We start from the raw sequence: 19,288 nt of genomic DNA on the forward strand, positions 1-19,288 counted from the left end.
AATGGTTGGCGGCCATGACGACTGCACCCGAACCCGAACAGCACCCGGCGACCCCGGTGGTGCACCTGTCCCGTCGCGCCGCCCTCGAAGCCGAGCGCGCAGCCGCCCGCGGACCGCAGCGTCGCAGCAAGGCGGCTCCGGCGGCGAAGGTCGCGAACCCAGCCAAGGTCGCCAAGCCGGCCAAGGTCGCGAAACCCGCCAAGCCAGCGAAGCCCCTCGTCCTCGCCACCACCGAGCCGACCGGCCGCCGCGCCGCAGCCGCGCGCGCCACCACCGAGCACGTCGACGACCGCATCCAGCGCGTGGTCCGCCGCCCCGCACCCCGGGCAACCCGCACGGCGACCGCACCCAGGGCCTCCCGGTCGGCCCGCGCCGGACGCATCACGCTCACCAGCGCCGCCGCCGCCATCGCGATGTTCGCCGCGTCGGCGATGCCCGCACACGCCAGCGCCGGCACCTCGATGGCCACCTCGACCATCGCGCCGATCGTGCGCACCCAGGACTACGCCGTGACCCAGGCGGTCACGGCCGCCGGCTCCGACCGCGACGGGTTCACCGTCGGCGGCGGGTCGACCGTCACGACGAAGACGGCAGGGTCCTCCGGCACCGCCGGTGGCGCCGTGTCGTTCGGCGGCGCGGTCCGCTCGCCGTTCCCCGGCCCCGTGCAGATGAGCTCCGGCTTCGGCTACCGCTCGGCACCGTGCGGCGCGTGCTCGTCGCTGCACCAGGGCCTCGACTTCACCCCGGGCATGGGGACGCCGATCGGTGCCGTCGCCGCGGGCAAGGTCCGGGTCTCCGGCACGTACTTCTCGTACGGCAACGCGGTCATCATCGACCATGTGGTCGACGGCCGTCAGGTGTCCACGCTGTACGGCCACATGATCCCCGGGTCGTCGCCGCTCAAGGTCGGCGACACCGTCGCGGCCGGACAGTTCATCGGACTCGTCGGGTCCTCCGGCGTCTCGACCGGCGCGCACCTGCACCTCGAGGTCCTGATGGACGGCGTCACGCCGATCGACCCGAAGGCGTGGCTCGAGGCCCGCATCGGTCGCTCGCTCACCCTGTAGCGACCACGCCCCGTCGCCGCGCGACGATCCACAGCCGTTGTCGAGCACCAGCACGGTGATGTCCCAGTCGTCCTGTGCAGACTCACAGGCATGGACGATCCCCACAGACCGCCCGCCCGTCGTCGATCCGAGGAAGCTGCCCGCTGATGGGCGCCGACACCTGGATCGCCTTCGGGCTCGTCATCCTCTTCGTGCTCGTCGGCGGGGTCTTCGCGGCCGCCGAGATCGCACTCGTCTCCCTGCGTGAATCGCAGCTGCAGCAGCTCGAACGCCGCGGCCCCCGGGGCGTGCGGGTCGCCGAGCTCGGCCGCGACCCGAACCGGTTCCTGTCCGCCGTGCAGATCGGTGTGACCGTCGCCGGGTTCTTCTCCGCCGCGTACGGAGCGTCGTCGATCGCGCCCGACGTCGCGCCGCTCCTCCAGGGACTCGGGCTCGAGCGGGGCACGTCCGAGGCCGTTGCCCTGGTGCTCATGACCCTGGTCATCGCGTACCTGTCGCTCGTGTTCGGCGAACTCGTACCGAAACGCCTCGCCCTGCAGCGTGCCGAGGGCTTCTCGATGGCCGTCGCCCCGACCCTGGAGCGCTTCGCGGTGCTCATGCGCCCGGTGATCTGGCTGCTCTCGAAGTCCACCGACACCGTCGTGCGGCTGCTCGGTGGCGACCCGGACGCCCGCAGCGAGTCGATGAGCACCGAGGAACTCCGCGGCCTGGTCGACGAGCACACCGGCGTCGACGAGCAGGGCCGCCGCATCGCCCGCAGCGCCCTGGACGCCGGCGACCGCATCCTGCGGGAGTCGATGCGCCCCTGGTACGACGTGTCGACGCTCGACACCGGGCTCTCCGTCGCCGAGGCCACCGACCGGGCCATCGCGGCCGGCCACACCCGGTACCTCGTGACCTCCGGCGGGCGTGACGAGGTCCAGGGCTTCGTGCACCTCCGCGACCTGCTGCGTCCGGTCGACCCCGCGGCCCCGGTCGCCACGCTCATCCGGCCGGTGCTCGCCCTGCCCGAGACGAAGTCGCTGTCGAGTGCGATCGCGGACATGCGCACCGACGGCCACCAGATCGCCCTGGTCGTCGACGAGTACGGCGGCAGCGCGGGCATGGTCACGCTCGAGGCGCTGCTCGAAGACCTCGTCGGTCGGATCAGGGACGAGTGGGACACCGCCGAGCACGACGAGTCCGTGCTGGCGCACGACGGCGTCGACGGCGCCACGGTGCTCGAGGACCTGGCAGCGGACGGCGGACCGGTGCTGCCGGACGGCGACTACGAGACGGTCGGCGGGCTCGTGCAGGTGCAGCTGGACCGCGTGCCCGAGGTCGGCGACGTCGTCGTGGCCGGCGGCCATCGCCTCGAGGTGACCGCCATGGACGGTCACCGCGTCGCGCGGGTGCGCATCGGGGCCGACGCCGCGCCCTGACCGCGGCCCCCCAGCGGTCGGGAGGCCCGTGGCGGCAGGCGGTCGTAACACCCCGCGGGGCGCCGGCGAGCGGTCACAGGTCGTCGCCTGCGGCGCCACCAGCCGACAGGTCGCGACCACCCGGCGGGCAGCACGCGACGTTTCGTGACCAGTCGGGCACGGCCGGTCACGCAACGGAACGCGACCAGACGGCGGACGGGAGGCGCGTGGCGGGGCCGTCCCGCGCCTCCCGTCCGCTCCGGGTGGTCACAACACCCCGCCAGACGCCGACGAGCGGTCACAGGCCGTCGCCTGCGGCGCCACCAGCCGACAGGTCGCGACCACCCGGCGGGCAGCACGCGACGTGTCGTGACCAGTCGGCGACGGCCGGCGGCCCCGCCACGGCTCTCCCGCCCGCGTGCCGCACGGCCCGGGCACGTACGCTCGTCGCATGGGTATCGACGTGCGCAACGAGATCCGCGACTTCCTGTCCTCCAGGCGGGCGCGGCTCACCCCCGAGCAGGTCGGCATGCCGTCGTTCGGCGGCGGGGTGCGGCGGGTCCCCGGGCTGCGTCGGCACGAGGTCGCCATGCTCGCCGGCGTCAGCGTCGACTACTACACGCGGCTCGAGCGCGGCTCGCTCAAGGGCGTCTCGGACAGTGTGCTCGAGGGTCTGGCGAGCGCCCTGCAGCTCGACGAGGACGAGCGTGCGCACCTGTGGGACCTGACGCGCCTGGCGAACTCCGGCGCGAAGGTCATGCACCGGAACGTGCCGACCCGCGTCCGCCCCGGCGTCCAGCGCCTGCTCGACGCGATCACCGGCGCCCCGGCCTGGGTGCGGAACGAGCGCGGGGACGTCGTCGCGACGAACGAACTCGGCCGTGCCCTGTACGCACCGCTCTTCGCCGGGCCCGGGCGCCCGGTCAACACCGCACGCTTCACGTTCCTCGACCCGGCGGCCCGCGACTTCTTCCCGGACTGGGCGCAGACCGCGAAGGACGCCGTGGCCGTGCTCCGGACCGCCGCGGTGTCGAACCCCTGCGAGCCGGGGCTCATCACGCTCGTCGGTGAGCTCTCCACCCGGAGCGAGGAGTTCCGCGGCTGGTGGGCCGCACACGACGTCCGGATGCAGCGGACCGGCAAGAAGCGCATCGACCACCCGATCGTGGGGGAGCTCCGACTGTCCTACGAGGCGCTCGACCTGGTCGCCGACCCCGGTCTGACGCTGTTCTCGTACTCGGCCGAACCGGGCAGCGACTCCGAGCGGTCGCTCGCGCTGCTCGGCAGCTGGGCCGCGACGGAACGGGCCGAGCAGTACGCGGCCGTCCGCGAGTCGGAGTCCGAGTCCGAGTCCGTCGACTGACCCGGCCCGCCGACGGGCAGGTGCGTCAGCGCCGCGATCGGACCGTCAGGCCTGGGGCGGGACGTCGCCGTCGAACAGCTCCGGTGAGCGCATCCGCTCGATGCGCAGCTGACGCTCCGTCGCCGACAACCGCAGCACGCGGATCGCGGCGAACACGAGCACGATGAGGGCGACGGCCAGCACGGCGAGCGCCAGCACGAACAGGGCGTACAGGACGACGACGAATCCGAGACCACTGTCTGCGAGCATCTGCCGAAGATAGCAGCGCGGGTTCGTAGGGTGGGGACGTGACCAGGACGACGGACGGCTCAGCAGGGGATGCGGACCGTCGGCAGCACCGCCGGCCCGAGCCCGCATTCGCCCGTGCGGTCGCGAAGGCCCTCGGCGACGCCCGGACCGTGCTCGACGTCGGTGTCGGTGCCGGTGCCGGTGCCGGTGCCGGTGCCGCCGGGTCCTACGCGCCGACCGACCGCGACGTGACCGCGGTGCAGGCCGCCGAGGACCTTCCCTTCGCCGACGACACCTTCGACGCCGCGGTGTCGACCTTCTCGCTGCATGGGTGGGCCGACCTCGAGCGCGGGCTCGCCGAGGTGCGTCGGTTGACCCGAGGGCCGATCGTGCTCGTGACGTTCGACCCCGACCGCATCGAGCGCTCCTGGCTCGCCGAGTACGCCCCCGAGGTGCTGGCGGCCGAGGCCCGTCGCCACCCGGCACTGCCCCGGATCGCCGACGCGCTCGGCGACGACACCGTGACGAGCACCCCGCTGCCGATCCCGTTCACGTGCGTCGACGGGTTCTCCGAGGCGTACTACGCCCGCCCGGAACGCCTGCTCGACCCAGCCGTGCGCCGCGCGGACCCGGCATGGGACCTGGTCGACGAGTTCACCGTCCGGCGGTCGGTCGCTGCGCTCCGGACCGCGCTGGAATCGGGGGAGTGGGACCGACGGCACGGGTCGCTCCGGATCCGCCCGACGGACGAGGGCTCCGTCGTCCTGGTCACGGCGACGCCGAACTGACCGCGGACGATCAACGCGGCGGCACCGGCCCGGCCCGGGCTTGACACCCGGTCGTAGGCTGGTCGGGTGAGCTTCCAGGAGGTGGTCGGCGCCCGTATCGCCGGCATCAGGGCGTGAGGCCCCCGGTCGTGCCCTCGGGCGCGGCCGTCCTCGTCGAACCCTGACCTCCTCCGCCCGGTGCGGTGTGCTCCCGCACACCCCGGGCCTGCTCGAAAGCGATCACCCATGCTCCCCATCGTGGAGAAGACCCTCCGCACGTCCTTCGTCAACGCCTCCCGCAAGGAGACGACCGACATCACACTGCCCGCCGGCTTCGAGACGCTCGACTGGGACGCGCTCGACTACCTCGGCTGGCGCGACCCGAAGATCGGTCGGCGGGCGTACGCCGTCGTGCCGACCCTGGACGGCGAACTGATCGGCATCCTGTTCCGGCAGGCAGAGGCCTCGCCGCGCTCCCGCGCCCAGTGCTCGTGGTGCCAGGACGTCAAGCTGCCGAACGACGTCACGTTCTACAGCGCCAAGCGGTCCGGGCCGGCCGGTCGCAACGGCAACACCGTCGGCACCCTGGTGTGCCAGGACTTCCAGTGCTCGCGGAACGTCCGGAAGCTGCCGCCGCCCGCCTACGAGGGCTACGACGTCGAGGCAGCGCGGCTCCGGCGCATCGAGGACCTGCAGGTCCGGGCCGCGTCCTTCGCCGCCGAGGTCTGAGACGCCGGCGTCGTGGCGAGACGCCGCCGAGTCAGCGAGACTCCGCCGGATTCAGGGGCGTCACGCGCTGACGCCGGCGTCTCGCGTCCGCCAACGCGACTGACGACGGACGGGAGGCCCGGTGCCAGCTGGCACCGGGCCTCCCGTCCGTCAACCGGTCGCGTCTAGCGACCGATGGTCGACATGTCGGGGTAGCGGTCACCGGTCGGGACCGGCAGCGCCGACAGGCGCGACAGCTGGTCCGTCGTGAGGGTCAGGTCGGCTGCGCCGACGTTCTCCTCGAGGCGTGAGACCCGCTTCGTGCCGGGGATCGGGACGATGTCGTCGCCCTGGGCCAGCAGCCATGCGAGCGACACCTGCGCCGGAGTGGCGTCGGCCTCGGTCGCGATGTCCTTGACGGCGTCGACGATGCGCATGTTCTGCGCGAACGCCTCCTGCTGGAAGCGCGGGTTCGCCAGGCGGAAGTCGTCGGAGTCCAGGTCGGACGGCTTCGTGATGGCACCCGTCAGGAACCCGCGGCCGAGCGGCGAGTACGGCACCAGGCCGATGCCGAGCTCGCGCAGGGTGTCGAGCACGTCGCCCTCGGGGTCCCGCGTCCACAGCGAGTACTCGCTCTGCAGTGCGGTGATCGGGTGGACGGCGTGGGCCTTGCGGATGGTCTTGGCTCCGGCTTCGGACAGCCCGATGTGCCGGATCTTGCCCTCCTGCACGAAGCCGGCGAGCTGGCCGATGACGTCCTCGATCGGGACGGCGGGGTCGACGCGGTGCTGGTAGTAGAGGTCGATGTGGTCCGTACCGAGGCGACGGAGGGAGCCTTCGAGCGCCTCGCGCACGGACTCCGGCTGGCTGGAGAGACCGCGCTGCTGCGTCGGGGTCTCCTCACCGGCCTCGTGGCGGTACAGGCCGAACTTGGTCGCGATGACGACGTCGTCACGACGGCCCTCGAGCGCGCGGCGCAGGAGTTCCTCGTTCGTGTAGGGGCCGTACGCCTCGGCGGTGTCGAACAGGGTGACGCCGAGGTCGATCGCGCGGTGGATGGTGCGGATCGACTCGTCGTCGTCGGTGCCGGCGCCCGTGTAGAAGGCGCTCATGCCCATGGTTCCGAGGCCGATGGGTCCGACCTCGAGGTCTGCGAGCTTGCGTGTGTGCATGCTGCAGGTCTACTCCCGGTCCCCGGGACGGCGGGAGGCACTGGCTGTACCCGCCTCGTCATCGCTACGCTGCCAGGACGGGGCAGGGGCCCCGGGTTCGGGGGAGTGTCGTGGTCGTCATGTGGATCGTCATCGCCGTGGTCGTCGTCATCGGCGCCCTGCTGACCGTGCTCGAGGTGCAGAACCGTCGTCGTCGGCGGGCGCTCGAATCGATCGAAGACCTGTCGGATCCGCGTGACAGCGCACGCGCCGCGGCCGAAGCCGATGCGGCGCACTCCAGGACCGAGGGGCTCGCCAAGTCAGCGCATCCCGGCATCACCGGCGCCGGCGGCGGCATCCCCGGCTGAACCGGCCGAGCTGGACTGTCGGCCCCGCCGTTCGCGCCGCTTGTCGGGACCAGGCGTTCCGGTTCGCCGGTCGCCCGCGCGCTTGGTGAGGTTCCTCCAAGGTGCTGGCACGAGCACGCGGTCCACTGGTGTGATCGATCCGTGAACCTGTACTTCCGACTGCTCCTGCTGCAGCTGCGCGCTCGGGTCGGTGGACGCCGCCGGGCGTCGCTCTGGGACGAGGTCCGGACGCCGTTCCGGGTCGCTCCGACCGACCTCGACCCGTTGCGGCACGTCAACAACGGCAAGTACCTGTCGATGCTGGACCTGGGTCGGCTCGACCTGATGCTCCGCTCCGGGTACTGGGCGGCGCTGTCCGAACGTGGCTGGTACCCCGTCGTGTCGGCGCAGACGATCACGTACAAGCGGTCGCTGACGCTCGGGCAGCGGTTCGAGCTCCGCACCCACGTGCTCGGGGTCGACGACCGCGCCGTGTACCTGGAGCAGACGTTCGTGCGGGGCGGTGCCGTGATGGCCCGCGCCGTGGTGCAGGCCCGGTTCCTGCGGCGTGCCGGCGGGACCGTGCCGACCGCGGACCTGCTCGAGGCTGCGGGTGGCGCGGACCGCGACCTGACCCTGCCCGACTGGGTGCACGACTGGGCGAGCGCGACCCGGATCAGCAGCAGCGCGGCCTGAACGGCAGCACCACCGCTCCGAACGCCACGGCGCGCACGAACCCGTCCGTGGACTCTGCGAACACGGCAAGCGGTCGGGGGACACCGACTCAGGGACCGGCAACGCACCGGGCGTAGACCGGGGACATGACCACAGGCACTGACACCACGAACCGTCCGGCCGCGTCCTCCGGCACCTTCCGCATCGGCGGCGACCTCGAGGTCAACCGGCTCGGCTACGGCACCATGCAGCTCACCGGCCCCGGCGTCTGGGGACCGCCGAAGGACCACGACGAGGCGATCCGCGTCCTCAAGCGCGCCGTCGAGCTCGGCGTGAACTTCTTCGACACCGCCGACTCGTACGGCCCCTACGTCGCCGAGGAGCTCCTCAAGGAGGCCCTGCACCCCTACGGCGACGACGTCGTCATCGCGACGAAGGCCGGCCTGACCCGCACCGGCCCGAACGTCTGGCCGCCCGTCGGCCGCCCCGAGTACCTGCGGCAAGAGGCGGAGATGAGCCTCCGCCGCCTGGGCCTGGAGCGCATCGACCTGTTCCAGCTGCACCGCATCGACCCGAAGGTCCCGCTCGAGGACCAGGTCGGCGAGCTGAAGAAGCTGCAGGACGAGGGCAAGATCCGCCACATCGGCCTGTCCGAGGTCTCCGTCGACGAGGTCAAGGCCGCGCAGCAGATCGCCACGATCGTCTCCGTGCAGAACCTCTACAACCTGCAGAAGCGTGACGCCGAGGAGCTGCTCGACTGGTCCGAGCAGCAGGGCATCGGCTTCATCCCGTGGTTCCCCCTGGCCACGGGTGGCCTGACCGGCGAGGACTCGCCGCTCACCGAGATCGCCGAGCGCAAGGGCGCCACCCCGGCGCAGCTCGCGCTCGCGTGGCTGCTCAAGCGCTCCCCGGTGATGCTGCCGATCCCCGGCACGTCGAGCGTCGCGCACCTCGAGGACAACCTGGCGGGTGCCACGGTCGAGCTGACCGACGACGAGTTCGAGGAGCTGGCGAAGCTGGGTCACTGACCCTTCGGACGCGACCGCGGGTCGCGAACGCGACCAGCCGACGGACAGGAGGCGCGGTGCCAGCTGGCACCGCGCCTCCCGTCCGTTTTTCGCCCTGTCCAGATCCGCGCTTGCGTGCGCATACCGGGTATGTGCATACTCGGTATGGCCATGGTGGCCCGGGACAGGGGAAGTGTCATGAGCGTTCGGATGGGCGTACTCGCGCTGCTGGTGGGGGGACCCGGTTACGGGTACCAGCTCCGGGGGGAGTTCGAGCACCGCACCGGCGGGAGCTGGCCGCTGAACATCGGCCAGGTCTACACGACCCTGGACCGCCTGGAACGCGACGGCCTGGTCGCCCGCGGCGACGCCGACGACGACGGCCACGTCGTCTACACGGCGACCGACGCGGGCCGCGCGGAGGTGGCCCGCTGGTTCAGCGAGCCCGTGCCGGCCAAGCGCGGCCGCGACGAGCTGGCGATCAAGTTCGCCCTCGCCGTGACCGTGCCCGGCGTCGACGTCGCCCGGCTGGTGCAGGTGCAGCGTGGTGCCGCGATCCGGAACCTGCAGGACCTGACGCGGCTGAAGCGGACGACCGACCCGTCGACGGACCTGGCGTGGTCGCTCGTGCTCGAGTCGATGGTGTTCCAGGCCGAGGCCGAGGTGCGCTGGCTCGACCACGTGGAGTCGAGCGTGGCGCGGTACCGGCCGGACGAGCACCCGGCGGCACCGGCCAGTGCCGACGCCTCCGCTTCCGCTGCCGCGCCCCGGAGCGCACGGTGACCGCCGCACCGCTCCTGCAGCTCGACGCCGTGAGCGTGCACTACGGCTCCGGCGCCAAGGCCGTCACCGCCCTGGCCGGCATCGACCTGCGGGTCGAACGCGGCGAGATGGTGGCCGTGATGGGCACCTCGGGGTCGGGCAAGTCGACGCTGCTCGCCTGCGCCGGCACCCTGCTGCCGCCGACGAGCGGCGAGGTCCTGATCGACGGCGCGTTCGTCTCCGACCGTCCCGCCAGGGAACTCGCAGCGCTGCGGCGCCGGCTGATCGGGTTCGTGTTCCAGGACTTCAACCTGATCCCCTCGTTGACCGCGGTCGAGAACGTGGCACTGCCGCTCGAACTGGACGGGTGGAAGGCCTCGCAGGCCCGCCGCGCCGCGGAACTCGCGCTGGACAACGTCGAGCTGTCGCACCGTGCCGACGCCTACCCGGACGACCTGTCCGGCGGGCAGCAGCAGCGCGTCGCGATCGCCCGCGGCGTGGTCGGTGAACGTCGACTCGTGCTCGCCGACGAACCGACCGGCGCACTCGACTCGCAGACCGGCGAGGTCGTGCTCCGCATGCTCCGTCGGCACGTCGACGCGGGGGCGGGCGCCCTCCTGGTGACGCACGACGCCCGGCACGCCGCCTGGGCGGACCGGATCGTGTTCCTGCGCGACGGACGTGTCGTCGACGAGACCGTGTACTCGGGCGTCGAGACCGCACTGACGGACCGGACCGCGTCGTGAGCCGGGGCCGGCGTTCCGGGACCGCCCGGACGCCGTTCGCCCTCCGACCGGCGCTCCGTCTGGGGCGTCGGCTGGCGTTCGCGAAGGCAAGCCGCGCGGCACTGATCATCGCGCTCATCGGGATCCCCACCGCGGGGTTCGCGGCCGTCGCCGTCGTGGTGCAGTCGACGCAGGCCACCTCCACCGAGCGGCTCGACCACGACCTCGGGCACGCATCGGCGCAGATGCGGGTGTCCGGCCCGGACCTGCCCGGCATGGTGCAGGACCCGGTGCAGTGGGAGTTCACCGACTCGAAGCGGAACAGCCCGGTCACGAAGTCGGACCAGGACTCCCCGTTCGCGAACGTCCTGGCACACGTGCCCGACGGTGCGCTGTCGATCCCGGTCGGCAGCACGCCCGTCGTGCTCCAGGGGCCGAAGGGTCCGGTCGGGCTGACCGCCGTCGAGGGCAGCGTCTGGGACCCGTCGCTCGACGGTCACTGGCACGTGCTCGAGGGTTCCCGGCCGACCACACGCAGTGAGCTCATGGTCACGCCGGCCACGCTCGACCGCCTCGGGACGCGGATCGGTGACACGGTGGACCTGACCGACCCCGTCACCAAGCGCTTCACGATCACCGGCACCATGACCGACCTGGGCACCGACCCGGGATCGCAGGGCATCTTCCTGCCCTGGGGCACGACGCTCTCGACGACCGACACCACCGACGACGTCGGGCTGACCGACGTCACCGTGTACCTGCCGTCGGACGCCCCGACCTGGTCGGAGATCCGGCAGCTCAACGCGCACGGCATCGTCGTGCAGTCGCGTCCGGTCGTGCTCGACCCGCCGGACGCCCGGCTCCCCGGCGGTCAGATGAGCTCGACGATCGGCTGGTACCTCGGCGCGATGGCACTGCTCGGCGTCTTCGCGATGTTCGAGGTCGCCCTGCTCGCCGGTGCCGCGTTCCTGGTCGGCACCCGGGCGGACACCCGCTCGTACGCCATCGTCACGAGCGTCGGCGGTGACAAACGGTTCGTCCGCACGATCGTCGCCGGGTCCGGCCTGGTGCTCGGGCTCGTCGGCGCGGTCCTCGGCGTGGCCGTGGGCACCGGGGTCGGCGTGCTCGCCTACCGACTCATCGACAACGGCAACGTGGTGTCGTTCCCCGGGTTGCACGTGCCGCCGCTCCTGCTGTTGTCCATCGCCGCCGCGGGGGTGCTCGCCGGGCTCGTCTCCGCGCTCGTCTCCGCACGGTCGGCCACCCGGATCAACGTGCTCGCAGCCCTGCGGGGTTCGCTCCGTCCGGTGCCCGTCAGCCGTCCGGCCCGCCGACGTCGGCGCATCTGGGGGCCGCTGCTCGTGGTCCTCGGGGCCCTGACGACGATGGCCTGCGGGGTCGGGGTGCTCATGCTCAACGACCGTCCCGTGCAGGACGACCACTGGGCCTGGGTGGTCGGTGCCGGTGTCGCGCTCGGACCGTGCCTGATGCAGCTCGGCATCGCCATCTGCTCACCGTGGCTGCTCGCCCTGGTCACCCGGCTCACCTCGCGGGCCGGTCTGTCGGCGCGACTGGCCGCCCGCGACGCCCGCCGCAACCCGGTCCGCACGGTGCCGGTGCTCGCCAGCGTGATGAGCGTCGTGTTCGTGGCCTCGGTCGTCATCACGTGGAGTGCATCGAGCCACGCCCAGTACGTCCGCGGGTACGAGTACACGACGGCGGTCGGGGTGGCGACGTCCGAGGTGCTGACCGAGACGAAGGACGGCGGCAGTACCGGTCGCCACGACGCGGAGCTGACCGCCCACGCCGCGAAGGTGGTGTCCGGGGTCTTCGACCAGGACCGCATCCGGGTGCTCGGTGTCACGCAGGAGCAGCCGGGCGACACCCCCTCGACCGTCACGATCCCGCACCGCTGGAGCGCGTACGACTGCCCGGCGAACGACACGACGAGCTGCTCGTACTACCTGGACACGGCGAGCGCGTCGATGCCGCACATCTGGACGGGCACCGTCGACGACTACGCCGTGCTCACCGGACACCAGCCGTCCGCAGCCGTCCGGAGCGCACTCGAGGGCGGTCGGGCCGTGTCGCTCTGGCCCGAGTACGCCCACGACGGCGCGGTCCGCGTCGACACGTTCCACGACCGGACGTGGGACAGCGAGCCCATCACCGAGCGCACCCGACCGGCGGCCAGCGTCTCGATCCCCGCGGTGCTCGACGTGCAGACCCCGCGGATCCAGGTCGGCGTCTTCATGACGAAGGCCACTGCCGAGCAGTACGGCGTCCCCGTGGTCGACGGCATGCTCGTCACGAGGTTGCCGCACGACCTCGACCCTGCCCAGGCGGACGAGCTGAGCTCGGCGTGGCAGAGCTTCGGCGGCGACGACCGTGCACGGTGGAGCGGCCCGACGTTCACGTACGAAGCCGGTCCCACCGACAACGAGGCGCTCATCCGGGCGATCGTCCTCGCACTCGCCGCGGCCGTGACCATCGGTGCGACGGCGGTGGCGATCGGACTCGCACGGTCCGACGGGCGTCGGGACGACGAGGTGCTCGACGCCATCGGTGCCGCTCCGCGTCTGCGCCGTGGGGTGTCGACCTGGCAGGCGGCGATCCTGGCCACGGTCGGCTCGGTGATCGGCACGCTGCTCGGACTCCTGCCGATCCGCGCCCTGACCCTGCGGTTCACCGAGAGTCCGGTCGGGGTGAACCACATGCCGTTCGTGCCGGACTGGCCGGTGCTGGCGCTGCTCGCGATCGGCCTGCCCCTCGTGGTGACGGCCGGGGCGTGGCTGACGTCGCGGGGTCGGCGGCGGGTGGCGGTGCGACGGGCGCACTGACGCGCGTGCTGCGTGAGGCTTCGCTTGGTGAGCAGAAGATGTCGAGTCGGCTGCTCGGACTGGAGGCCCGTGGCGGCGTCGCCACGGGCCTCCAGTCCGTCAGGGAGTGAGCAGAAGACGACGGGTCGCGTCTCCGGACCCGTCGCGTTCTGCTCACTCGATGCCGCTCACGGGAGCTCGGGCAGCGCCTCCGCGTAGGCGCGGAAGTCGCCGCGCTCCGTGTGGATCGCCCACAGGCGGTCGGCGATGGACTCCCCGGAGTGCTCGGGCTGCCCGTCGTCGATGCCGAACGGGATGATGAGCTGCCCGACGTGGACGTCCTCGTCGCGGACGGCGTCGTGCAGGAGCTGCGCGTAGGCGCTCTCGGCCGCGAAGGCGACGGACGTGCCGGTGACGCGGGCGCCCGGTCGGACCGCGCTGCCGCCGTTGACGAACAGGATCGTGCCGTGGCCGATCGCGCGCATGCCGGGCAGCACCTGGCGGACGGCGTTGACCGAGCCGTAGACCGAGAACTCGATCGGGCCGACCAGGTCGTCCGCCGTGGTCTCGAGCACGGGGCGCATGTACTCCTTGGCGGGGAGCGGGCTGTACTGCAGCACCTCGATGGGGCCGAGCTGCTCGGTGGCGCGCTCGAGTGCGGTGCGCAGGGAGTCCCCGTCACGGACGTTCGCGGCGAACCCGGCTGCGGTGTGGCCGCGCTCACGCAGCTCCGCGGCGAGGCCGTCCAGGCGGTCCTGGTTGCGGGAGATCAGGGCGACGGCGAAGCCCTCGCGGGCGAAGCGCTCGGCGACGGCGAGGCCGAGGCCCTTGCCGGCCCCGACGATGGCGATGGTGGTCATGCGGTGTACTCCTCGTCGCTCACGTGCTCGAGCCAGGTGGTGGTCGTCGCCGGGTCGTCGGCGGCATCGAGCATCGCGAGGTGTTCCATGTAGTCGGTGGGGGTCGCGCCGTGCCAGTGTTCCTCGCCGGCCGGCGTGGTGACGGTCTGTCCAGCCTGCACCTCGATGACGTGTCCGTCCCGGGTGCCCATCCGCGCCACGCCCTCGGTGACGTGCAGGGTCTGCCCCTTGGCGTGCGAGTGCCAGGCGGTGCGGGCGCCGGGCAGGAACCGGACCTTGGCGACGGTCATCGTCTGACCGGGCTCCTTCGGCGAGGCGATGGCGTCGAGGTACACGTCGCCGGTGAACTGCTCGGGCGGGTTCTTGACGGTCGGCTGCTTCGGTTCGATCTGCATGCCGACGACGGTAGGCCGCTGTGCGCACCGTCGAGAGGTGCCGACAGAACCCCTCAGGGGTTTCCCGAACGCAGCGTGTGTGATCGACCCACGACCCCGGGAGGATCATCGTGGACACACCCGCCGGAACACCCCGCAGCCGCCGCCTCTGGTCGGTGGCCGGCCTCGCCGCGGTCGCCGCCCTGGTCCTCTCCGCCTGCACGAGTGGCGACGGAGCAGAGCGGGACGGATCCGGCCGCGGCGGCGCACCGACGGCGCGCGCGTCCGCACCCGCCGACCTGGCGGCCGGTCAGGTGGCGCTCGACGGTGACACCACCGACGTGGTCACCGGCCTGGAGGCCCCCTGGTCGGTGGTCCTGACCGGTGACGACGGCGACGCGCTGGTCAGCGAGCGCGACTCGGCCCGGGTGCTCGAGCTGCGGTCCGACGGCACCACCCGCCAGGTCGGCACCATCGACGGTGTCAGCCACGGCGGCGAGGGAGGACTGCTCGGGCTCGCACTGCACGACGACGACCTGTTCGTGTACTCCACGGCCGACGACGGCAACCGGATCCAGCGGTACGAGCTGACCGGGGACACCGGGTCGTGGGGGCTCGGCGAGGCGACGACGATCATCGACGGTCTGCCGAAGAACTCGTTCCACGACGGCGGCCGGATCGCGTTCGGTCCGGACGACATGCTCTACGCGAGCGTCGGGGACGCCGGCGCGAGCACGGACGCGCAGGACGAGGACTCGCTCGCGGGCAAGATCCTGCGGCTCACGCCGGACGGCGACGTCCCCGCCGACAACCCGATCAACGGGTCACCGGTGTGGAGCCTCGGACACCGCAACGTGCAGGGCATGGGGTGGTCGTCGGACGGCACGATGTTCGCGTCGGAGTTCGGCGAGAACACGCACGACGAGCTCAACGTGATCGAACCGGGATCGAACTACGGCTGGCCCGAGGTCGAGGGCACCGGCGGCGAGGACCAGGGCTTCGTCGACCCCGTGCAGCAGTGGTCCACCGATGAGGCGTCCCCGAGCGGCCTCGCCGTCGTCGACGACACCGTGTTCGTCGCGAACCTGCGGGGCGAGGTGCTCCGGGCGGTCCCCGCCGACGAGCCCGGCACCGCGACCGAGTACTTCGCGGGTGACTTCGGCCGCATCCGGACGGTGCTCGAGGGGCCGTCGGACACGCTCTGGTTCGTCACGAACAACACCGACGGCCGCGGGACGCCGTCGAGCGGGGACGACCGGATCGTCTCCGTCCCGTTCACGCGCACGTGAACGTGAACGTGAACGTGAACGGGAGGCTTGTGGCCCTTCGCTCGCACCAGGTCGCCTGATGCGGTGGTGGCGACCACCGCACGGCTGAGCGCGGCCCGCACCGCGCCTCCAGGCCGCTCGTGGTCGCGTCAGACCGCCGGGCGCCACCTGACGGGTACCAGCAGCCCCTGCTTCCGCCACCCTGCCGGCCGTACCGTGGACGCATGGACACCAGGAGCGAAGTGCGTGACTTCCTGCGCACACGCCGCGAGCGCGTCACGCCGCAGCAGGTCGGGCTGCCCGACTTCGGCGGGGTCCGCCGCGTCAAGGGACTGCGTCGTGAAGAGCTCGCACTGATCGCGGGGATGAGCGTCGACTACTACGTCCGCCTCGAGCGCGGGAACCTGACCGGTGTGTCCGAGGGCGTCCTCGAAGCGCTGTCCCGCGCGCTCCGTCTCGACGACGCCGAGCACGCGCACCTGTTCGACCTGGCCCGCCTGCAGAACGCCTCGGGGGCCTCGCGCCGGACGACCCCGACGTCGAAGGTGCGGCCGAACGTGCAGCGGGTGCTCGACTCGATCAGCGCGCCCGCCTGGGTCCGCAACGGACGCTTCGACTTCCTGGCCGGCAACAGCCTCGCCCGAGCGGTGTACTCGCCGCTGTTCCTCTCGCCCTCCGGTACCCCGAACACCGCGCGCTTCGCGTTCCTCGACCCGCGGGGGCAGCAGTTCTGGCGCGACTGGGACTCGGTCGCCGGGGACGTGGTCGCCGCACTGCGCGCCGAGGCGGCCCGCTCGCCGTACGACAAGGGGCTGACGGACCTGATCGGGGAGCTCTCCACCCGCAGCGACGAGTTCCGGCGACGCTGGGCCGCGCACGACGTGATGCGGCACCGGAGCGGCGTGAAGCGGGTGCACCACCCGGACGTCGGCGACATCGACATGACCTACGAGACGATGGAGCTCGTCACCGACTCCGGACTGACCCTGGTCGTGTACGGCACCGAGCCCGGGTCGTCCTCCGAGGAACGGCTGCAGCTGCTGGCGAACCTCGCTGCGACGAGCGCGACGGCCGTGTCGACGGACACCATCTCCGCTGGTGCTGCTGGCGCTGCCGCCGCTGCTGCCGGGGAGGACGCGTGAACGAGACCGAGTCCGTCGAGACCGTCGTCCAGGCTCCGACGACCGGGTTCCTCGGTCGACTGCGGTTCCGGTGGCGTGCCGAGCAGGAGATCCACGAACTCACCCGCGACCGCGAACTCGAGGAACGGGTCCGAGCCGAGGCAGCGGTGCGGCTCGCGCCCGGGCCGTGGCACCTGGGGGAGCTGTTCCGGCGGCGGTGACGGCTGAGGGGGGAAGACAGCACCTGTCACGGCCCCGCGGTCGGCCCTAGCGTCGAGGTCATGCCGTTCGTCGACACCGACCCCGAGTTCACCCGGAACCACGCCGACTTCGTGGACGAGACCCTGCGGAACGCCTCGCTCGGAGCACCCGCAGCATGAGCACGGAGCACTCGATGTCGACGGGCCGGACCCTGCTGTTCGCCGTCGCCGGGGGCGCGGCGGTCGGCAACCTGTACTGGTCGCAGCCGCTGCTCGACGACATCGCATCGTCGCTCAGCACCTCGGCGTCGCTCGCCGGACTGCTCGTCACGCTGACCCAGGTCGGCTACGCCCTCGGCATCCTGCTCGTCGTGCCGCTCGGGGACGTCCTCGACCGCCGGCGCCTCATCCCCTGGGTGCTCGTCGCCTCCGCCGTCGCGCTGCTGCTCGCCGCGATCGCTCCGACCTTCGCGACGCTCCTGGTCGCCCTGGCGCTGGTCGGGCTGACCACGGTCGCCGGGCAGCTCCTCATCCCGCTGGCCGGGGACCTCGCCGACCCCGCGCAGCGCGGACGCGTGGTCGGCACGATCGCGTCCGGGGTGCTCACCGGCATCCTGGTGTCGCGGACGATCAGCGGCCTGGTCGCGGACGCGTTCGGGTGGCGTGCGATCTACGTGCTCGCCGCTGTCGTCGCGGTGGTCCTCGCCCTGCTGCTGCGGCGCGCCATCCCGGAGCTCGAAGCCCGCGGCGGGGTGCGGTACCCGCAGCTCATCCTGTCGGTGTTCCGTGCCATCGGGACCCACCGGACCGTGCAGGTCACGCTCGTGATCAGCTCGTCGGTCTTCGCCGTGTTCACGATGTTCTGGACCGCCCTGACGTTCCTGCTCAGCAGCGACCCCTACGACTTCTCCACCAGCAGCATCGGGCTGGTCGGCCTGGTGGGGCTCGCGGGTGCCGTGGCGGCGCAGCGGGTCGGGCGACTGCACGACCGGGGGCTGTCGGTACCCGTCACCGGGGGAGCGATCGTGCTCCTGCTCGTCTCCCTGGTCGTCGCCGGGATCGGTGCGCACTCGATCGTCGTGGTGCTGCTCGCCGTGCTGCTGCTCGACGTCGCCGTGCAGGCCGCGAACGTGCTCAACCAGACCCGGCTGTTCTCGGTCGACCCGGCCGCGCGGAGTCGGCTCAACACCGCCTTCGTCACCTCGAACTTCATCGGCGGGGCGATCGGCTCCGCGCTGGCGTCGGTGCTGTGGAACGCCGGGGGCTGGACAGCGGTCACGATCGGCGCCGCGGTGCTGACCGGGTTCGCCGCGACGGTCTGGGTCGTGCACCGGAACCGCGGGCTCGTGGTCGAGCCGGAGCGGGTGTGACCACGGTGCTCAGCGGACCAGGGGGTTCGCGACCTCGAGCTCCCCGTGGTCGACGAGCCAGCGCACGGCGTCGAGCACGGTCTCCTCGGCGGTGAACGCCGGGCCGTAGCCGAGCAGCCGGTTCGCCTTCTCGGTGCTGAAGACCTGGCTGCGGGACAGGTGCTCCCAGCTGGCGTCAGCGTGCTCCGGAGCCGTGGTCTCGCGGAACCGGTCCCACGTGACGGAGTCGAGCCGGGCCTCCTGGCCGAACCAGGACGCTGCCAGGTGGGCGTACCCGCGCGCGGTGAGCGCCGTCGGGGCCGTGATGAAGAAGTCCTCGCCGGCCGCAGCGTTGCGGTGTTCGACCGCCAGCTGGAACGCCTGCGCGACGTCGTCGGCGTGCACGTGTGCCATCGTCTCGGCACCGAGCCCGGGGACCTCGAGCGGTTCGCCGGCGGACAGCTTCGTCAGCACCGACGTGTCGAGGTTGCCGAGCGGACCGATCGGCGTCCAGCCCGGCCCGCTGATGTGCCCGGGGTGCAGGGACGTCGTGACCAAACCGCCTGATGCAGTTTCTTCCTTGAGCATCCGCGCGATGGCGTCCTTCTGGACGCCGTAGTCGCCGAACGGCTGGGTCGCGTTCTGCTCGGTGATCGGCAGCACGTGCGACACACCCGCGCGCCAGATCGAGCCGCAGTGCACCAGGTGCGTGCCGGTGCCACGAAGCGCGTCGACCATCGCTGCGGCCGAGGACTCGGTGAAGCAGACGAGGTCGACGACGGCGTCGGCACCGAGCGCGGCGATGCGGCTGCCGAAGGTGCCGTCGCGATCCTCCTGCTCGCGGTCGGCGGTGATCCGCTCGACCTGCTGCCACTCCGGGGCGTCGGCGTACGGGGTGCTCGTGCCGCGGGTGACGGCGACGACCCGGTGACCCGAGCGGACGAGACGGGGGACGAGGAACGAGCCGATGTGGCCGGTGGCTCCGATGACGACGATGTGCATGGGGCCACCGTAGGCCGCGGCCTGTGGATCGTGAGCAGGAACGGTCGGATATGGCGATCGGGCACCGTGCCGACCGCTGTCGGCCTGTCGGTCGG

General features: G+C 72.1%; 20 protein-coding genes. 15 read left to right on the forward strand and 5 right to left on the reverse strand.

Annotated elements, in window-relative coordinates; translation table 11 throughout:
• Nucleotides 1–14: 14 nt before the first annotated feature.
• The 3 genes from BOSE127_RS03160 (at nucleotide 15) to BOSE127_RS03170 (ending at nucleotide 3,830) form a co-directional block, all read left to right on the forward strand.
• On the forward strand, nucleotides 15–1,067 hold the full coding sequence (locus BOSE127_RS03160) for a M23 family metallopeptidase (RefSeq protein WP_017887886.1): 1,053 nt from the start codon (nucleotides 15–17) through the stop codon (nucleotides 1,065–1,067).
• 146 nt (nucleotides 1,068–1,213) lie between these two features.
• Nucleotides 1,214–2,488, forward strand: a complete 1,275-nt coding sequence (locus tag BOSE127_RS03165; protein ID WP_159556157.1) for a hemolysin family protein — start codon at nucleotides 1,214–1,216, stop codon at nucleotides 2,486–2,488.
• A 430-nt stretch (nucleotides 2,489–2,918) separates the two neighbouring features.
• Nucleotides 2,919–3,830: a helix-turn-helix transcriptional regulator gene (locus BOSE127_RS03170; RefSeq protein ID WP_017887884.1), complete on the forward strand. Its 912-nt coding sequence runs from the start codon at nucleotides 2,919–2,921 to the stop codon at nucleotides 3,828–3,830.
• 45 nt (nucleotides 3,831–3,875) lie between these two features.
• Here BOSE127_RS03170 and BOSE127_RS03175 read toward each other — a convergent pair whose 3' ends face one another.
• Nucleotides 3,876–4,079, reverse strand: coding sequence for a hypothetical protein (locus BOSE127_RS03175; RefSeq protein WP_017887883.1), 204 nt, complete (start codon nucleotides 4,077–4,079; stop codon nucleotides 3,876–3,878).
• 38 nt (nucleotides 4,080–4,117) lie between these two features.
• Here BOSE127_RS03175 and BOSE127_RS03180 point away from each other — a divergent pair, with 38 nt between their 5' ends.
• Nucleotides 4,118–4,846, forward strand: a complete 729-nt coding sequence (locus BOSE127_RS03180) for a class I SAM-dependent methyltransferase (protein ID WP_159556158.1) — start codon at nucleotides 4,118–4,120, stop codon at nucleotides 4,844–4,846.
• Between the two features lie 225 nt (nucleotides 4,847–5,071).
• Nucleotides 5,072–5,554, forward strand: a complete 483-nt coding sequence (locus BOSE127_RS03185; RefSeq protein ID WP_017887881.1) for an FBP domain-containing protein — start codon at nucleotides 5,072–5,074, stop codon at nucleotides 5,552–5,554.
• Between the two features lie 164 nt (nucleotides 5,555–5,718).
• On the opposite strand, the gene BOSE127_RS03190 is transcribed toward BOSE127_RS03185, so the two are convergent.
• The gene (locus BOSE127_RS03190; RefSeq protein ID WP_159556159.1) at nucleotides 5,719–6,705 is read right to left on the reverse strand and encodes an aldo/keto reductase; all 987 of its coding nucleotides are present in this window, start codon (nucleotides 6,703–6,705) and stop codon (nucleotides 5,719–5,721) included.
• Between the two features lie 119 nt (nucleotides 6,706–6,824).
• Between BOSE127_RS03190 and BOSE127_RS03195 the strand changes: the two genes are divergently transcribed.
• The 6 genes from BOSE127_RS03195 (at nucleotide 6,825) to BOSE127_RS03220 (ending at nucleotide 13,040) form a co-directional block, all read left to right on the forward strand.
• Entirely contained in the window at nucleotides 6,825–7,052 is a 228-nt protein-coding gene (locus BOSE127_RS03195) for a hypothetical protein (protein WP_139179590.1), read from the forward strand.
• 141 nt (nucleotides 7,053–7,193) lie between these two features.
• Nucleotides 7,194–7,727: an acyl-CoA thioesterase gene (locus BOSE127_RS03200; RefSeq protein WP_140448596.1), complete on the forward strand. Its 534-nt coding sequence runs from the start codon at nucleotides 7,194–7,196 to the stop codon at nucleotides 7,725–7,727.
• Nucleotides 7,728–7,852: 125 nt separating this feature from the next.
• Nucleotides 7,853–8,734 (forward strand): aldo/keto reductase, encoded by an 882-nt coding sequence (locus BOSE127_RS03205; protein ID WP_017887877.1) that lies wholly within the window; start codon nucleotides 7,853–7,855, stop codon nucleotides 8,732–8,734.
• Nucleotides 8,735–8,911: 177 nt separating this feature from the next.
• Nucleotides 8,912–9,496, forward strand: coding sequence for a PadR family transcriptional regulator (locus BOSE127_RS03210; RefSeq protein WP_056072238.1), 585 nt, complete (start codon nucleotides 8,912–8,914; stop codon nucleotides 9,494–9,496).
• Nucleotides 9,493–10,221 carry an ABC transporter ATP-binding protein gene (locus BOSE127_RS03215; protein ID WP_017887875.1) on the forward strand — a complete coding sequence of 243 codons (729 nt, stop codon included), beginning with the start codon at nucleotides 9,493–9,495 and terminating at the stop codon, nucleotides 10,219–10,221. Before BOSE127_RS03210 ends, BOSE127_RS03215 begins: the two co-directional genes overlap by 4 nt.
• Entirely contained in the window at nucleotides 10,218–13,040 is a 2,823-nt protein-coding gene (locus tag BOSE127_RS03220) for an ABC transporter permease (protein ID WP_159556160.1), read from the forward strand. The genes BOSE127_RS03215 and BOSE127_RS03220 overlap by 4 nt, the downstream gene beginning before the upstream one ends.
• Nucleotides 13,041–13,207: 167 nt before the next feature.
• Here BOSE127_RS03220 and BOSE127_RS03225 read toward each other — a convergent pair whose 3' ends face one another.
• Together BOSE127_RS03225 and BOSE127_RS03230 are read right to left on the reverse strand one after the other, a co-directional pair.
• Nucleotides 13,208–13,879 carry an SDR family NAD(P)-dependent oxidoreductase gene (locus BOSE127_RS03225; protein WP_017887872.1) on the reverse strand — a complete coding sequence of 224 codons (672 nt, stop codon included), beginning with the start codon at nucleotides 13,877–13,879 and terminating at the stop codon, nucleotides 13,208–13,210.
• Nucleotides 13,876–14,274 (reverse strand): (R)-mandelonitrile lyase, encoded by a 399-nt coding sequence (locus BOSE127_RS03230; RefSeq protein WP_159556161.1) that lies wholly within the window; start codon nucleotides 14,272–14,274, stop codon nucleotides 13,876–13,878. The genes BOSE127_RS03225 and BOSE127_RS03230 overlap by 4 nt, the downstream gene beginning before the upstream one ends.
• A 110-nt stretch (nucleotides 14,275–14,384) precedes the next feature.
• Between BOSE127_RS03230 and BOSE127_RS03235 the strand changes: the two genes are divergently transcribed.
• The 4 genes from BOSE127_RS03235 to BOSE127_RS03250 all read left to right on the forward strand — a co-directional run bounded on the left by BOSE127_RS03235 (nucleotide 14,385) and on the right by BOSE127_RS03250 (nucleotide 18,212).
• Nucleotides 14,385–15,542 (forward strand): PQQ-dependent sugar dehydrogenase, encoded by a 1,158-nt coding sequence (locus BOSE127_RS03235; protein WP_159556162.1) that lies wholly within the window; start codon nucleotides 14,385–14,387, stop codon nucleotides 15,540–15,542.
• Between the two features lie 203 nt (nucleotides 15,543–15,745).
• Nucleotides 15,746–16,663: a helix-turn-helix transcriptional regulator gene (locus tag BOSE127_RS03240; RefSeq protein WP_159556163.1), complete on the forward strand. Its 918-nt coding sequence runs from the start codon at nucleotides 15,746–15,748 to the stop codon at nucleotides 16,661–16,663.
• Entirely contained in the window at nucleotides 16,660–16,863 is a 204-nt protein-coding gene (locus tag BOSE127_RS03245) for a hypothetical protein (protein WP_017887867.1), read from the forward strand. The genes BOSE127_RS03240 and BOSE127_RS03245 overlap by 4 nt, the downstream gene beginning before the upstream one ends.
• A gap of 155 nt (nucleotides 16,864–17,018) precedes the next feature.
• The gene (locus BOSE127_RS03250; protein ID WP_071250010.1) at nucleotides 17,019–18,212 is read left to right on the forward strand and encodes an MFS transporter; all 1,194 of its coding nucleotides are present in this window, start codon (nucleotides 17,019–17,021) and stop codon (nucleotides 18,210–18,212) included.
• 9 nt (nucleotides 18,213–18,221) lie between these two features.
• Here BOSE127_RS03250 and BOSE127_RS03255 read toward each other — a convergent pair whose 3' ends face one another.
• Nucleotides 18,222–19,193 (reverse strand): NAD-dependent epimerase/dehydratase family protein, encoded by a 972-nt coding sequence (locus BOSE127_RS03255; RefSeq protein ID WP_159556164.1) that lies wholly within the window; start codon nucleotides 19,191–19,193, stop codon nucleotides 18,222–18,224.
• Nucleotides 19,194–19,288 lie beyond the last annotated feature (95 nt).

Source organism: Curtobacterium sp. 8I-2 (assembly GCF_902506155.1).
GTDB classification, from domain to species: Bacteria; Actinomycetota; Actinomycetes; order Actinomycetales; family Microbacteriaceae; genus Curtobacterium; species Curtobacterium poinsettiae.

Bases quoted from the DNA above. Each gene is read 5' to 3' on its own strand.
- BOSE127_RS03255 (WP_159556164.1), bottom strand. From the start codon at position 19,193: ATGCACATCGTCGTCATCGGAGCCACCGGCCACATCGGCTCGTTCCTC.
- BOSE127_RS03210 (WP_056072238.1), top strand. From the start codon at position 8,912: ATGAGCGTTCGGATGGGCGTACTCGCGCTGCTGGTGGGGGGACCCGGT.
- BOSE127_RS03240 (WP_159556163.1), top strand. From the start codon at position 15,746: ATGGACACCAGGAGCGAAGTGCGTGACTTCCTGCGCACACGCCGCGAG.
- BOSE127_RS03190 (WP_159556159.1), bottom strand. From the start codon at position 6,705: ATGCACACACGCAAGCTCGCAGACCTCGAGGTCGGACCCATCGGCCTC.
- BOSE127_RS03175 (WP_017887883.1), bottom strand. From the start codon at position 4,079: ATGCTCGCAGACAGTGGTCTCGGATTCGTCGTCGTCCTGTACGCCCTG.
- BOSE127_RS03185 (WP_017887881.1), top strand. From the start codon at position 5,072: ATGCTCCCCATCGTGGAGAAGACCCTCCGCACGTCCTTCGTCAACGCC.
- BOSE127_RS03165 (WP_159556157.1), top strand. From the start codon at position 1,214: ATGGGCGCCGACACCTGGATCGCCTTCGGGCTCGTCATCCTCTTCGTG.
- BOSE127_RS03230 (WP_159556161.1), bottom strand. From the start codon at position 14,274: ATGCAGATCGAACCGAAGCAGCCGACCGTCAAGAACCCGCCCGAGCAG.
- BOSE127_RS03205 (WP_017887877.1), top strand. From the start codon at position 7,853: ATGACCACAGGCACTGACACCACGAACCGTCCGGCCGCGTCCTCCGGC.
- BOSE127_RS03250 (WP_071250010.1), top strand. From the start codon at position 17,019: ATGAGCACGGAGCACTCGATGTCGACGGGCCGGACCCTGCTGTTCGCC.
- BOSE127_RS03160 (WP_017887886.1), top strand. From the start codon at position 15: ATGACGACTGCACCCGAACCCGAACAGCACCCGGCGACCCCGGTGGTG.
- BOSE127_RS03225 (WP_017887872.1), bottom strand. From the start codon at position 13,879: ATGACCACCATCGCCATCGTCGGGGCCGGCAAGGGCCTCGGCCTCGCC.
- BOSE127_RS03195 (WP_139179590.1), top strand. From the start codon at position 6,825: ATGTGGATCGTCATCGCCGTGGTCGTCGTCATCGGCGCCCTGCTGACC.
- BOSE127_RS03170 (WP_017887884.1), top strand. From the start codon at position 2,919: ATGGGTATCGACGTGCGCAACGAGATCCGCGACTTCCTGTCCTCCAGG.